Below are 13,448 nucleotides of genomic sequence, written 5' to 3'. Positions count from 1 at the left end.
CGCCGCACAGATGGACTACCACTCGCTCAACGCGATGCTGAACCTGTACGGTCCGAACGGAGAGATCCAGTTCGAGAAGGACCGCGAGGCCGCTCGCGAGTTCTTCCTGCAACACGTCAACCAGAACACCGTGTTCTTCCACACGCTCAAAGAGCGACTCGACTACCTGGTCGAGAAGGAGTACTACGAGCAGGCCGTGCTCGATCAGTATTCGTTCGAGTTCATCCAGCAGCTCAACGACCTGGCGTACTCGAAGAAGTTCCGTTTCGCGACGTTCCTCGGCGCGTTCAAGTACTACACCTCGTACACGCTCAAGACCTTCGACGGGAAGCGTTACCTCGAACGCTTCGAGGACCGCGTCGTGATGACCGCTCTCGGCCTTGCCCAGGGCGACGAGACCCTCGCGACCGCCCTCGTCGAGGAGATCGTCGCCGGACGCTTCCAACCCGCTACGCCGACCTTCCTCAACACCGGCAAGGCTCAGCGCGGAGAGCTCGTCTCCTGCTTCCTGCTGCGCATCGAGGACAACATGGAGTCGATCGCCCGCGGCATCAACTCCGCTCTGCAGCTCTCCAAGCGCGGCGGCGGCGTCGCCCTCTCGCTCTCGAACATCCGCGAGGCCGGTGCCCCGATCAAGCAGATCGAGAACCAGTCCTCGGGCATCATCCCCGTGATGAAACTCCTCGAGGACAGTTTCAGCTACGCCAACCAGCTCGGCGCACGCCAGGGCGCGGGGGCCGTGTACCTCTCGGCGCACCACCCCGACATTCTTCGCTTCCTCGACACCAAGCGCGAGAACGCCGACGAGAAGATCCGCATCAAGACGCTCTCCCTCGGCGTCGTCGTGCCCGACATCACGTTCGAGCTCGCGAAGAACAACGAGGACATGTACCTCTTCTCGCCCTACGATGTCGAGCGCGTCTACGGCATCCCCTTCGGCGACGTGTCGATCTCGGAGAAGTACCGCGAGATGGTCGATGACCCGCGCATCAAGAAATCCAAGATCTCGGCGCGCGAGTTCTTCCAGACCATCGCCGAGATCCAGTTCGAGTCGGGCTACCCCTACATCGTGTTCGAGGACACGGTGAACCGGGCGAACCCGATCAAGGGCCGGATCAATATGTCCAACCTCTGCTCCGAGATTCTCCAGGTCAACACCCCGACGACCTACAACGAGGACCTCTCCTACGCGCAGATCGGCAAGGACATCTCCTGCAACCTCGGCTCGCTGAACATCGCGCTGACGATGGACTCGCCCGACTTCGGCCGCACCGTCGAGACCGCGATCCGCGGCCTCACCTCGGTGTCCGACCAGTCGCACATCGCCTCGGTCCGCTCGATCGAGGACGGCAACGACAAGTCGCACGCCATCGGCCTCGGCCAGATGAACCTGCACGGCTACCTCGCGCGCGAGCGGATCCATTACGGATCCGAGGAGGGCATCGACTTCACCAACATCTACTTCTACTCGGTGCTGTTCCACGCCCTGCGCGCCTCCAACACCCTCTCGATCGAGCGCGGCACCACCTTCGAGGGCTTCGCCGACTCGACCTACGCCTCGGGCGGGTTCTTCGACACCTACACCGAGAAGGAGTGGGCGCCGGCCACCGAGCGCGTCGCCCGCCTCTTCGCCGACTCGGGCATCGCCGTCCCCACCCAGGACGACTGGCGTGCGCTCAAGGCCTCCGTCATGGAGCACGGCATCTACAACCAGAACCTGCAGGCCGTCCCGCCGACCGGCTCGATCTCGTACATCAACAACTCGACGTCCTCAATCCATCCGATCGCGTCGAAGGTCGAGATCCGCAAGGAGGGCAAGCTCGGCCGCGTCTACTACCCGGCGCCGTTCATGACGAACGACAACCTGGACTACTACCAGGACGCGTACGAGATCGGCTACGAAAAGATCATCGACACCTACGCCGCGGCTACGCAGCACGTCGACCAGGGCCTCTCGCTCACTCTCTTCTTCAAGGACACCGCGACCACCCGCGATGTCAACCGTGCCCAGATCTACGCCTGGCGCAAGGGCATCAAGACGATCTACTACATTCGCATCCGCCAGATGGCACTCGAGGGCACCGAGCTCGACCAGTGCGTCTCGTGCATGCTGTAGAGCCCCCTCTCACCCGCATTACCCATCCGCAGCAGCGAGAAGGAACCATGACTCCCCCCGATAAGCTCAAGCTCGTCGACTCCGTCCAGGCCGTCAATTGGAACCGGATCCAGGACGACAAGGACGTCGAGGTGTGGAACCGCCTCACGAGCAACTTCTGGCTGCCCGAGAAGGTCCCGCTCTCCAACGACATTCAGTCGTGGAACACGCTGACGCACGAGGAGCAGCAGCTCACCATGCGCGTGTTCACGGGGCTCACCCTTCTCGACACCGTGCAGGGCACGGTCGGCGCCGTCTCGCTCATCCCGGATGCCATCACGCAGCACGAGGAGGCCGTCTACACGAACATCGCGTTCATGGAGTCCGTGCACGCCAAGTCGTACTCCTCAGTGTTCTCGACCCTGTCGAACACCCAGGACATCGATGAGGCCTTCCGCTGGTCGGTCGAGAACCCGAACCTGCAGAAGAAGGCGTCCATCGTGATGGACTACTACCGCGGAGACGACCCGCTGAAGCGGAAGGTCGCCTCCACCCTGCTGGAGTCGTTCCTGTTCTACTCGGGCTTCTACCTGCCGATGTACTGGTCCTCGCGCGCCAAGCTCACCAACACGGCCGACCTCATCCGCCTGATCATCCGCGATGAGGCCGTGCACGGGTACTACATCGGCTATAAGTTCCAGAAGGGACTCGAGCGGGTCGACCAGACCAAGCGCGACGAGATCAAGGACTACACGTTTTCGCTGCTCTATGAGCTCTACGACAACGAGGCGCAGTATACCCAGGACCTTTACGACCAGCTCGGCCTGACCGAGGACGTCAAGAAGTTCCTGCACTACAACGCCAACAAGGCGCTGATGAACCTCGGCTACGAGCCGATGTTCCCCAAGCAGGCGACCGACGTGAACCCCGCGATCCTGTCGGCCCTCTCGCCCAACGCGGACGAGAACCACGACTTCTTCTCGGGCTCCGGCTCCTCCTACGTGATCGGCAAGACCGTGACCACCGAGGACGAGGACTGGGACTTCTAGGCGTCGACACCACGTCCCGGCCTACACGGCGAACGGTCCCTCCCCGACACGGGTGAGGGGCCGTTCCTCGTTCCCGGGTAACGGGGTGGTCAGCCGTTGAGGAGCGCTGCTCGGATTGCGCGGAGTAGTGCCGGGGCGTGCACGGTCACGGTCGCCCATAACCGCTCATTGTCGAGGGCGGCGTAATTGTGCGCGGCGATGTTCCGCGTGGCTCGCAGTCCTTCGACCGCGTCGCCGGGCAACTGAGCGACGACGGCGGCGGGCAGATCGCGGTGCACGAACTCGGCGAGAGTGATCAGGGCGAGCGCGCCGATGTCCCTGCTGTCCGACACGGGGCGGACAAACTCGTCCTCGCCGTCCCGCGCGGCACGATCGAGGCGGGAGAGAAGTCGATCCGCCTCGAGGATCAGCCGGGAGCGCTTGCCGGTGTCGTCGGCGGGACGTCGGGGGCGGGCGGTGAAGCGGTCCTGCGTCGTCTCTCCCTCGTCTCTCCCTCGTCCGGACGGGTCACAGCGGCACGGCCTCGCGGCGGACCGCCGCCACGATTTCGTCGTCCGCGCTGTCGATCAGGACGTCCACCGGGAACCCGAGGAGCACCTCGGCTCGACCGCGGAAGGCGGCCAGTCGGAGGAAGTCGACGGAGGGATCCGCCGCGACGAGCAGATCGATGTCGCTCCGCTCGTCGTCCGAGCCCCGGGCCGCCGAGCCGAACACGCGGACGTCGCTGAGACCGTGGTCCGCGGCGAGTTGGCGGACGTCGTTGGCGAGGTACTCCAGAGCGATCGACGGGCGGAGTCGGGCAGCTCGGAGGAGCCGCTCGAGCAGCTCCGGGCTCGGACGGCGTGCGCCGGCTTCGATCGCGGCGACGTTCGGCTGACGCAGGCCGGCGGCGGCGGCGAGTGCCGTCTGGGACATCGAGACGTCCTCTCGGGCGCGCCTCAGGACGGCACCGACGGGGAGTTGGTCGAGGATCACGACCGCATCATATCGTCGTGGTATGTCGGAGAGGCAGGCGCATCACCACCCGCGGGAAGCCGTTCAGCACCGACGCCGTGTCGGCCGCCTTCGTGAGCCTGCGTACTCGAACAGCGCGCGAGTGCCGACGTCCGCCATCGTGAGATCGACCTTCGCGCCCGCATTGTCGACGGGGTACCCCTCCACTGCCGGAGCGCCGTACGCCCGGGCGAACGCGGGTGCACCAGAAAGTCCAGACGTCGAGGTCATCGTCGTGCGGGATCTTCCGGTTCGTCGAGTAACTCGTGTCAGCCCGCCGATGCACGGCCGCCCAGCCGACCACGTCGTCGCCGTCGTAGGCGAGCACGCCTGGCGGCGGATCCTCCGCGACGACCGCGCGCACTCGCTCGCCGCGGGCCGGACCGAGTAGTGCGCGGTTCTCGGCGAAGGAACGGAGGCGGTAGCTCAGACACCAGCAAACGCCCGCGTTCGGGTGCTTGGGGCCGACGACGGCGGCGAAAACGGAGGCGGGGCGGACCTCGATCGGCAGATGGCAGCCTGCCACCGGCCAGCACGGGCGGCAAGGCGTGCACAATGCAGGAAGGATCGCTCCCGAGCCCGTGCCGACCGGCGTGATCCGCGTCTCTGCTGACATCCATCCTGCGTTGTGAACCGGATGGCCCCGCCGATTCACCACTCCGCCCGATGAATCGCATCAGCACCCCCTGTTGGACGCCACCCGGTCGGGGCGCCTACCGTGGACCAGGTATCCAACGAAGGAGCAGTCCCTGTGAAGCACGTCCCCCTCGGCACCTCCGGTGTCGACTCCCCGAACGTCGTCCTCGGCCTCATGCGCATCCCCGAGATGAGCGACGAGGCGATCCGCGGGCTCGTCGGTGCCGCGCGCGACGCCGGCATCGACTTCTTCGATCACGCCGACGTGTACGGCGGCGAGCTGCACCGCTGCGAGGAACGTTTCGCCGAGGCGATGGCGCTCACTCCGTCCGAGCGGGAGCGGGTCGTCCTGCAGACCAAGGCGGGCATCGTCCCGGACGGCCCCTACTTCGACTTCTCGTACGAGCACCTGCTCGCCTCGGTCGAGGGATCGCTCAAGGCGTTGCGCACCGACTACGTCGACGTCCTCCTCCTGCACCGGCCCGACGCCCTCGTCGAGCCCGACGAGGTGGCCCGCGCGTTCGACGAGCTGCACGCGTCCGGCAAGGTCAAGCATTTCGGCGTCTCGAACCAGACGCCTTACCAGATCGAGCTGCTGAAGAAATCGCTGAACCGGCCGATCGTGGCGAACCAGCTGCAGCTCTCGATCACCCACGCACCGCTGATCGCCCAGGGCGTCGCCTCTAACATGGTCGGCGAGGACCAGTCGGTGATGCGTGACGCCGGCATCCTCGACTACTGCCGCCTGAACGACATCACCGTCCAGGCGTGGTCTCCGTTCCAGGCCGGCTTCTTCACCGGTGTCTTCCTCGACAACCCGGCCTACCCCGAGCTGAACGCCGCGATCGACCGGCTCGCCGGGACGTACGACGTTCCCGCGATCGCCATAGCCACCGCCTGGATCACCCGCCATCCCGCGGGCATGCAGGTCGTGCTCGGCACGACGAACGAGCAGCGCGTGCGCGACGCGGCCCTCGGCTCCGATCTACCGCTCACGCGGCCGGAGTGGTATGAGCTGTTCCGCGCCGCAGGCTACCTCGTCCCCTAAAGCTCCCACCCGGAGGAAATGCGCGTCGAGGCACGGACCCCCAAGGTCCGCGCCTCTTCCCGTTCCGCGAGATGCCACTTATGACGTCGACACGCCGGGGGAGAGCGTCACAAGTGGCATCTCGCGGAGGAGAGTCGGGCCCGGGAATAGGACCGGCCCCCCTGCGTTGAACTTGAGCGTAACCGACTCAACTTCCCCAGGAGGACTGGTGCCCGACAACTACAGTGAGGCCGGAGCGAGCTCGTTCGACGACTTCCTCGCCCGTTACCTCGATGGTGAGCGCGCCCGCGCGGCGCGGTCGATCGACCTCAGCCGATTCCTCACCGCCCGTACCCACAGCATCCTGCAGTCCGCGGGACGTTTCGCCCTCAAGCGCGGTCAGACCGAGCTCGACGCCCTGCATGTGCTCCGCGTGCTCATCGAGGACGAGACCGTGTCTCAGGCCGTGCGCCGCATCGGCGTCGACCCCGCAGTCATCGCCACAGCCTCGGAGGCACGCCTCCCGCAGGCCGACGAGACCCACGCCACGCAGACCGCGGCGACGATCACCCCCAGCGCACAGCGCGCGCTGTTCCACGCTTACCAGGTCGCTCGCTCCAGCGGATCGACGTACATCGAGCCCGAGCACCTCTTCTTCGCGCTCGTGCTCGGCCAGGACGCCCCCGCCGGGCAGGTCCTCGCCCGCGCCGGCGTGACCGCCGAAGCCCTCACCCAGGGCATGCGCGAGGCCGACGCGCAGCACCACGAGGCGGCACAGCCCGCCTCCGGCACTCCGATGCTCGACACGTTCGGCACCGACCTCACTGCGCTCGCCCGCGAGGGCCGGCTCGACCCGGTGATCGGGCGAGCCGACGAGATCGAGCAGACCGTCGAGATCCTCAGCCGACGCACCAAGAACAACCCGGTGCTGGTCGGCGAGGCAGGCGTCGGCAAGACCGCGATCGTCGAGGGCCTCGCCCGCGCGATCGTGGCGGAGGAGGTCCCCGAGCAGTTGCGCGGCAAGCGCGTGATCGCGCTCGACCTGCCCGGCATGCTGGCCGGCACCCGCTACCGCGGCGACTTCGAGGAGCGCCTCACCGGCACGATGAACGAGATTGCGGCGCACGCCAGCGAGCTGATCGTCTTCGTCGACGAGATCCATACCGTTGTCGGTGCGGGCGGCGGCGGCGAGGGCGGCATGGACGCGGGCAACATTCTCAAGCCCCGGCTGGCACGCGGCGAGCTGCACCTGGTCGGCGCGACCACGCTCAAGGAGTACCGCACTATCGAGAAAGACCCGGCCCTGGAGCGGCGCTTCCAGCCGGTCCGCGTCGGCGAGCCCGGGATCGAGGACGCCGTCGCGATCCTGCACGGCCTCCGCCCTGTCTACGAGGAGCACCATCGCGTGCGCTTCACGGACGAGGCCCTGCGCGCTTCCGTCGAGCTCTCGGCCCGGTACCTCACGGACCGCGTGCTGCCCGACAAGGCGATCGACCTGATCGACCAGGCCGGCGCGCGCCTCCGCCTGAAGCTGGGCGCGGGGGTCGACACCGGGGCGCTGCTCGAGCGTCTGGCGACGCTGGAGACCGAGAAGAACGCCGCCGTCTCGGCCGAGCACTACGAGGAGGCGTCCCGTGTCCGCGACGAGATTACCGCTGTGCAGGCGGAGCTCGACGCGGCCACCGGCAGCGCTCCCGCGGAGGCGGTCGTCGGCGAAACCGAGATCGCGGCGGTCATCGCTCGTGCGACCGGCATCCCGGTGTCGCGGCTCACGGAGGGGGAGCGCGAGCGCCTCGCGCACCTTGAGTCGGAGCTGCACCAGCGCGTCATCGGCCAGGACGACGCGGTCACCGCGGTCGCCCGCGCCGTCCGCCGCAGTCGTACCGGACTCGGCGACTCCTCCCGTCCCGTCGGCTCCTTCCTGTTCCTCGGACCCACCGGCGTTGGCAAGACAGAGCTGGCGCGCACCCTCGCGGGCTCGCTCTTCTCCGACGAGCAGTCGGTGATCCGCTTCGACATGAGCGAGTTCGGCGAGCGGCACACGGTCTCGCGGCTGGTCGGTGCCCCTCCCGGATACGTCGGCTACGACGAGGCCGGGCAGCTGACCGAGCGCGTGCGCCGGAACCCGTACTCCGTGGTCCTCTTCGATGAGATCGAGAAGGCGCACCCGGACGTGTTCAACCTGCTGCTGCAGGTCCTCGACGACGGCCGCCTGACCGACGGGCAGGGCCACACGGTCGACTTCCGCAACACGGTGATCATCATGACGTCGAACCTCGGTTCGGAGTTCCTGGCCTCGCGGTCGGGTGCGCTCGGCTTCGTCCCCCAGAGCGACGCGTCGGCCGAGGGCTTCGCCTCGGAGAAGGACCTGCGCGACCGCGTGATGGGCCGGCTCCGCGAGGCGATGCGCCCCGAGTTCCTGAACCGGATCGACGAGATCGTGCTGTTCCGCCGCCTCGGCCGTGAGCAGTTGCGGGAGATCGTGGGCACCGTGCTCGACACCACGCGCACACGTCTCGCTCCCCGTGAGGTCACGCTTGAGGTGACGGAGGCGGCCGTCGACTGGCTCGCCGAGAACGGCTACGAGCCCCAGTACGGCGCCCGGCCCCTCCGTCGGCTCGTGCAGCGCTCGATCGACGACCGGATCGCCGACCTCTTCGTCAGCGGCGAAGTGGCCGACGGAGGCGCACTCCGCGTCGACGCCGTCGGCGGCGAGCTGCTGGTGACCTCGGCCGCCGCCCTCCCGCTAGCCGCTTAGCCGGCGTCCCCCGCCCCGCCCCCGCCGCCCCCCGCCGCGAGATGCCACTTGTGACCGCTTTACCCGGCGTGTCGCATGCATAAGTGGCATCTCGCGGAGGGGAGGCCGAGGGGGCGGAGGGGGAGGGGGCGGGGCGGGAGGGGCGCGACGGCGGGCCGGGTTGCCAGGGGGAGCCGGGCGGGATAGACACGGGGGCACGAGAACCGGAGGCACGATGTCGAACCCGCGCTACTACGACCCGGTAGGCAAGGCAGTCCGGGCGCTGCTCGTGCTCAGCCTGGTCTGCTTCGGCCTGGCCGTGGGCATGTTCGCCCTCGACATCGTCATGCCCGGGACGATGACGGATGCGCGGCGGCCCTACGCCGAGGCCAGTGGTGCGCTCGCGTCCTTCGGGGTGTTCGCGCTGATCGTCTACTTCGCGACGGTCGCGATTGTCGGAGCCATCCGGAGCCGCGGCCAGTAGCGCCCTCCCGGGCTCGCAGAAACGTGTCCGGCTCGCGGGATCCGAGGATCCGCGCGCGCCGGACGCGTTCTCACGAGCCGAAGGCGCGGGTCAGGGGCACTTCTTCGCCATGATCGTCACCCTGAGGGTGGCGTCCGCAGCAACGGGAGAGCCGCCCGCCGGCTCCTGCCCGGTCACCTGGCCTGCGTCGGGCGCCTTCGGGTCCTCCGCACAGGCAAGCGTGATCTTCATAAAGCCTGCGGCCCCGAAGGCGTTCTTCGCCGCCTCCAGCCCCTGTCCCGTCACGGTCGGCACTGTCTTCTGGTTACCTGAGCTCGTGAACACGGTGATCGCGGATCCCGGTGCCACGCTGCCGGACGGGGTCGCGCGGGTGACCGTGCCGGTCGCCGCATCGCTGGCCTCGGAGCCGCCCTCGATCATCCCGAATCCCGCGGAGTCGAGCTTCGCCCTCGCGTCAGCGACGGTGAGCCCCGTCACATCGGGGACGGACGGCTTGGGCACCACCTGGAGCGATCCGTCCGCCTTCGGGAACTCATTGCCGCCGTACTTGGCGTCGGCGACCTGCATATAGGGCTTCCAGATGCGGTGGCGGGCGTACGCCACGGGTCCGGACGGAAACGTGACTGTCCGCTGGTTGACGAAACCATTGACGTTCACGACGCCGACGACGGTCGCGACCTTGGTGCTCGCGCCGCTCATCCAGGTGGCGATCGCGCCATCGGTCGTTCCGGTCTTGCCGATCAGGGGAGTGCCGTCGCGAGGATTGCTCTCCGTGGTCGTTCCGCCGTCGAAGGTGGACTGGAGAGCGACCGCTGCGGTGGCGGCGACGTTCGGCTCGATCGCCTGGCGGCAGTTGTTGCCCGGGACTGGCAGCGAGGTCTCGCTCGAATCGACGATCTTGTCGATCGCGACCGGGTCGCAGACGGTCCCGCCCGCGGCGATGCCTGCGAAGGCCGACGCCATCGTGAGCGGAGCGATCTCCTCGGTTCCCAGGACAGCCGATCCGTTCTCGCCGAGCGTCTTTCCATTCGCGCGGTGCACGCCGAAGGACTCTGCCGTGCCCTTGATCGAGCAGAGGTCGAGTTTCTTTGCCATCGCGACGAAGCCGGTGTTCTCGGACTGCTTCGTATTGAATGCCGCGGTCCAGAATCCGCCGTTCCCGCCCTCGTCGTTCTTCGGCGACCAGCCCCGATCGGACCAGGTGCCGTCGGCGTTGCAGCTGTCCTCGAAGGTGCCCCAGTCGGAGCGGACGCGGGCGTCCACGGTCTCGTTGAGGCTATGCCCCTCCTTGAGCCACTCCATCAGCGTGAAGATCTTGTAGGTCGATCCGGGCTGGAATCCGGCGGAGCCACCGTAGGCGAAGTCGGTGTTGTAGTTGACGCTGGTCGCACTCCGATCCGCCGTCAACACGTCCGGGTCCTGCGAGTAGGTCTTGTTCTGTGCCATCGAGAGCACGCGGCCGGAGCCGGGCTGCACGCTCACGACGACGGCTCCGACGTCGAAGTTGGACATCGTGCGCGGGACCTGCGCGTCGAGGTTCTTCTGGGCCGCGTCCTGCAGGTCCACGTCGAGGCTCGTGTAGACGTCGAGACCGCCGCGGCGGAAGGTGCTCCAGCGGGTGTCCTCGTCGGCGCCGAAGATCTCGTTGTTCTTCAGCACGTTGGTCACGTAGTCGCAGAAGAAGCCCGCATTGCCGGCGGTCGAGCAGCCGGTGCTGGGCTGGGTGATGCGAGGCTCGATCGCCGTCGCGACGGCGGTGTCGCGGTCGGCCTGCGAAATCTTTCCCTCGTCGAGCATCTTGCCGATGATGTAGTCGCGGCGGTTCTTATTGCGGACGTAACCGTTCGCGGCGCCATTGTCGGCGTTGTCGGGTTGGTCGATTCTCTGGACGGAGGGATTGTTGACGATTGCGATCAGGCTCGCGGCCTGCGCGATCGAGAGGTTCGCGGCCGTGGTGGCGTAGTAGTAGTTCGCGGCGGACTCGATACCGTACGTGGTCCCGCCGAAGAAGGCGATGTTGAGGTAGCCCTGGAGGATCTGTTCCTTCGTGTACTGCTTCTCGAGGCCGATCGCGAGCTTCATCTCGCGGAGCTTGCGCTCGGGGGAGGTGCGGGTGGCCTCGTCGACCGCGGCGACTCGATCGGCGTCGTCCGAGATGTTGCGGACGGCCTTCTCGACGAGCACGTTCTTGACGTACTGCTGAGTGATCGAGGATCCGCCCTGAACGTCGTTGCCGAGCACGTAGGTCTGCGCAACGGCGCGGAGGGTGCCGGGGAGGTCGACGCCGCCGTGATCGAAGAAACGGGGGTCTTCGCCCGAGACGGCGGCATCCTGCGCGGCCTGCGCGATCTGGTCGAGTGGCACCTCGACCCGGTTCTCGACATAGAAGGAGGCGAGCAGCTGCGATGACCCGTCGGATCGGGTTGCGAAGATGTTGCTCTTCTCGGACAGCTTGTCGACCTCGAGGTAGTCGGGTAGGCCGGCGAAGACCCCGATCGACTGGTTCGCTGCGACTCCGGCGAGTGCCACCGCGGGGGTGACGGTGGCGGCTATGAGGACTCCGGCCACGACGCTCATGCCCAGGAAGCCTGCAATCGCCTTGATCACGCCTCCGGTGGTCCTTCTTTCGGACGCCACACCTTCTCCTTCGCGAATCCCCCCGGATACTGCGACGACCGCGGCCGACGCCCTGACCGCTCTCTGCGGCAGGTCAACCTCGACAGACTAACCCGAGAGCCCCCGAAGACGAAGGCCCGACCGGACGCCTGCAAGGACGCTGGAAGGCCGGGAAGAGCTGCCGGAGGGCCGGAAAAGCACGCCGGAGGCCCGGAAAAGCACGCTGGAGGGCCGGAAACATGCCGATCGGGATCCAGGGAGTGCGTTCTCCTAGGCCGTCTGCATGGCGAGTCCGTCACGCTCGGCGCGCACGTCGTGCTGCTGGTCGTCGCCTCCGACACTCCGCTCGCGAAGGGCTTCTACCCGGTCGGCATCCCGATCACCCGTTCGGCGTGCTCTGGCTGGTGCATGTCATGCTGATCGTCTGCGGAGTGGTGAAGGCGAATCAGCGCGAGGTGTTCCGTCCCCGCATCGCAATCCCGTTCCTGCACCCACCCGCCGCCTGAGCTCAGGCCCCGACGGGCCAGACGTAGTCGAGCCCCGACGGTGTATCGGGGAACAGCGGGGCGTAGTGCTCCTCGTCCTTCGTGACGAGCTTGGAGCGGTGCGAGAGGTGCAGGCGGTCGTCGCCGAACCACGGCGGGAGCGGGTACTCGCCGGTCAGGTACGCGGCGAGATCCTCCGGCGCGGCGGCGAGCGCCTCCTCCGTCTTCACGAGGCAGGTGTCGGCGAAGCCGCGCTCCGCCCACTCCGCACAGGTCTCGCGCTGGTAGGTCATCAGCGCCGGCCGGTAGCCCCGCCACATCCGCGTGACGGGGTGGTTCTGCCAGCCGTACCCCGAGACGGTCAGCGCCCGCATGACCTGGAGCGTCTCGACCCGCTGCTTGCCCAGCCGCTTGCTGTCCAGGGCCCGGACGCTGCGGTGGAAGTCGGGGTAGGGGAGGAAGGTCTGCACGCCTCCCAGTCAACAGCCGACCGTTCCCCTCCGGCCACCCTCTCGTCACGCCGATGTCGCCTGCCGCGCGTAGCGTCCGGGGCATGACCGGACTCCCCCTTCTTGCCACCGACGACGTGCAGCTGCGCTGGGCGCGGCCCGAGGTCCTCGACTTCGCTCGGCACCGGATGCTGCGCCTGCTCACCCTGGCCGAGCGCCTGCGCTACGAGGCGACGGGGCGGCGCGAGGTCCGCGACAGCTTCCTCCTGGGCCGGGTCCTCGTGCGCGAGCTCGCTGCGGAGACGCTCGGGATAGATCCGCTGGAGGTTGCGGTGGACGCGCGCTGCGAGCGCTGCTCCGGCCCGCACGGGCGCCCGATGCTCCGCGGGGACCACCGGGGGCTTGAGCGGATGCGGATCAGTATCGCGCACTGCGAGGGCGCGGTCGTGGCGGCCCTGGCGAAGGGACGCGATGTCGGGCTCGATGCAGTGCGCGCCCGCAGCGTCCGCGACCGGGTGACGGCGGGCGTGACGACGGCGGAGCAGGTGCTCGCCGATCTGCGCTCGCAGGCGGTTGCGAAGGCCGACGGGCGCGGCACCTCGAGCGACGAGCCCGTGCGCTTCCGCACCCGTGAGGGCACGACGGAGGCGTGGATCGAGGGATCGAGCCGCTACTTCGCGGTCTCGGAGCCGGCGGTGCACTCGGCGCTCGTGGTGGCGGTGGCGGTCGCTCAGGAGTGAGCGGGAGGCGCTCGACCTGCGTCGGGATCGCGATGACGCTGCCGCTCCAGTTGCCATCGACTCCGGAAACCGATCTGACGCGGGAGCACCCGGTCCATTCGTCACGAACGGCCCGTAATCGTGGGGCGCACGGGCCG

10 protein-coding genes and 1 pseudogene are annotated in these 13,448 nt (G+C 67.8%); 6 read left to right on the top strand and 5 right to left on the bottom strand.

Translation table 11 applies throughout. From position 1 onward, the window contains the following. Positions 1-10 precede the first annotated feature (10 nt). A complete protein-coding gene (gene nrdE, locus C1O28_RS10225) occupies positions 11-2,116 on the top strand; it encodes a class 1b ribonucleoside-diphosphate reductase subunit alpha (protein WP_097165662.1) in 2,106 nt (701 codons plus the stop codon). A 47-nt stretch (positions 2,117-2,163) separates the two neighbouring features. Next, positions 2,164-3,144, top strand: coding sequence for a class 1b ribonucleoside-diphosphate reductase subunit beta (nrdF, locus tag C1O28_RS10220; protein WP_097165337.1), 981 nt, complete (start codon positions 2,164-2,166; stop codon positions 3,142-3,144). 89 nt (positions 3,145-3,233) lie between these two features. Here nrdF and C1O28_RS10215 read toward each other — a convergent pair whose 3' ends face one another. The 3 genes and pseudogenes from C1O28_RS10215 to C1O28_RS15695 form a co-directional block, all read right to left on the bottom strand. Beyond that, positions 3,234-3,476: a HepT-like ribonuclease domain-containing protein gene (locus tag C1O28_RS10215; protein ID WP_160487487.1), complete on the bottom strand. Its 243-nt coding sequence runs from the start codon at positions 3,474-3,476 to the stop codon at positions 3,234-3,236. Positions 3,477-3,651: 175 nt separating this feature from the next. Beyond that, complete coding sequence (locus C1O28_RS10210) at positions 3,652-4,119, bottom strand: XRE family transcriptional regulator (RefSeq protein WP_097165339.1); 468 nt, start codon at positions 4,117-4,119, stop codon at positions 3,652-3,654. A 7-nt stretch (positions 4,120-4,126) separates the two neighbouring features. Further along, positions 4,127-4,648: pseudogene (locus tag C1O28_RS15695) on the bottom strand (GNAT family N-acetyltransferase). A 240-nt stretch (positions 4,649-4,888) separates the two neighbouring features. Here C1O28_RS15695 and C1O28_RS10200 point away from each other — a divergent pair. The 3 genes from C1O28_RS10200 (at position 4,889) to C1O28_RS10190 (ending at position 9,021) form a co-directional block, all read left to right on the top strand. Continuing rightward, the gene (locus C1O28_RS10200; protein WP_258058689.1) at positions 4,889-5,821 is read left to right on the top strand and encodes an aldo/keto reductase; all 933 of its coding nucleotides are present in this window, start codon (positions 4,889-4,891) and stop codon (positions 5,819-5,821) included. A gap of 208 nt (positions 5,822-6,029) precedes the next feature. Further along, a complete protein-coding gene (locus tag C1O28_RS10195; protein ID WP_097165340.1) occupies positions 6,030-8,558 on the top strand; it encodes an ATP-dependent Clp protease ATP-binding subunit in 2,529 nt (842 codons plus the stop codon). A gap of 214 nt (positions 8,559-8,772) precedes the next feature. Then, entirely contained in the window at positions 8,773-9,021 is a 249-nt protein-coding gene (locus C1O28_RS10190; RefSeq protein ID WP_097165341.1) for a hypothetical protein, read from the top strand. A 90-nt stretch (positions 9,022-9,111) separates the two neighbouring features. On the opposite strand, the gene C1O28_RS10185 is transcribed toward C1O28_RS10190, so the two are convergent. Together C1O28_RS10185 and C1O28_RS10180 are read right to left on the bottom strand one after the other, a co-directional pair. Beyond that, positions 9,112-11,658 carry a transglycosylase domain-containing protein gene (locus C1O28_RS10185; RefSeq protein WP_127821495.1) on the bottom strand — a complete coding sequence of 849 codons (2,547 nt, stop codon included), beginning with the start codon at positions 11,656-11,658 and terminating at the stop codon, positions 9,112-9,114. 487 nt (positions 11,659-12,145) lie between these two features. Next, positions 12,146-12,592, bottom strand: a complete 447-nt coding sequence (locus C1O28_RS10180; RefSeq protein WP_097165343.1) for an MSMEG_6728 family protein — start codon at positions 12,590-12,592, stop codon at positions 12,146-12,148. Between the two features lie 83 nt (positions 12,593-12,675). On the opposite strand from C1O28_RS10180, the gene C1O28_RS10175 reads away from it, so the two are divergent. Continuing rightward, complete coding sequence (locus tag C1O28_RS10175) at positions 12,676-13,311, top strand: 4'-phosphopantetheinyl transferase family protein (RefSeq protein ID WP_097165344.1); 636 nt, start codon at positions 12,676-12,678, stop codon at positions 13,309-13,311. Positions 13,312-13,448: the final 137 nt, after the last annotated feature.

It is taken from the genome of Rathayibacter rathayi (assembly GCF_004011095.1).
Lineage (GTDB): Bacteria > Actinomycetota > Actinomycetes > Actinomycetales > Microbacteriaceae > Rathayibacter > Rathayibacter rathayi.
The sequence above is the reverse complement of the archived record's forward strand: the minus strand, read 5'-3'. Positions and strand labels throughout refer to the sequence as shown.

Excerpts from the sequence above, each read along its gene's own strand:
- nrdE (WP_097165662.1), top strand. The coding sequence starts at position 11 with ATGGACTACCACTCGCTCAACGCGATGCTGAACCTGTACGGTCCGAAC.
- nrdF (WP_097165337.1), top strand. The coding sequence starts at position 2,164 with ATGACTCCCCCCGATAAGCTCAAGCTCGTCGACTCCGTCCAGGCCGTC.
- C1O28_RS10190 (WP_097165341.1), top strand. The coding sequence starts at position 8,773 with ATGTCGAACCCGCGCTACTACGACCCGGTAGGCAAGGCAGTCCGGGCG.
- C1O28_RS10175 (WP_097165344.1), top strand. The coding sequence starts at position 12,676 with ATGACCGGACTCCCCCTTCTTGCCACCGACGACGTGCAGCTGCGCTGG.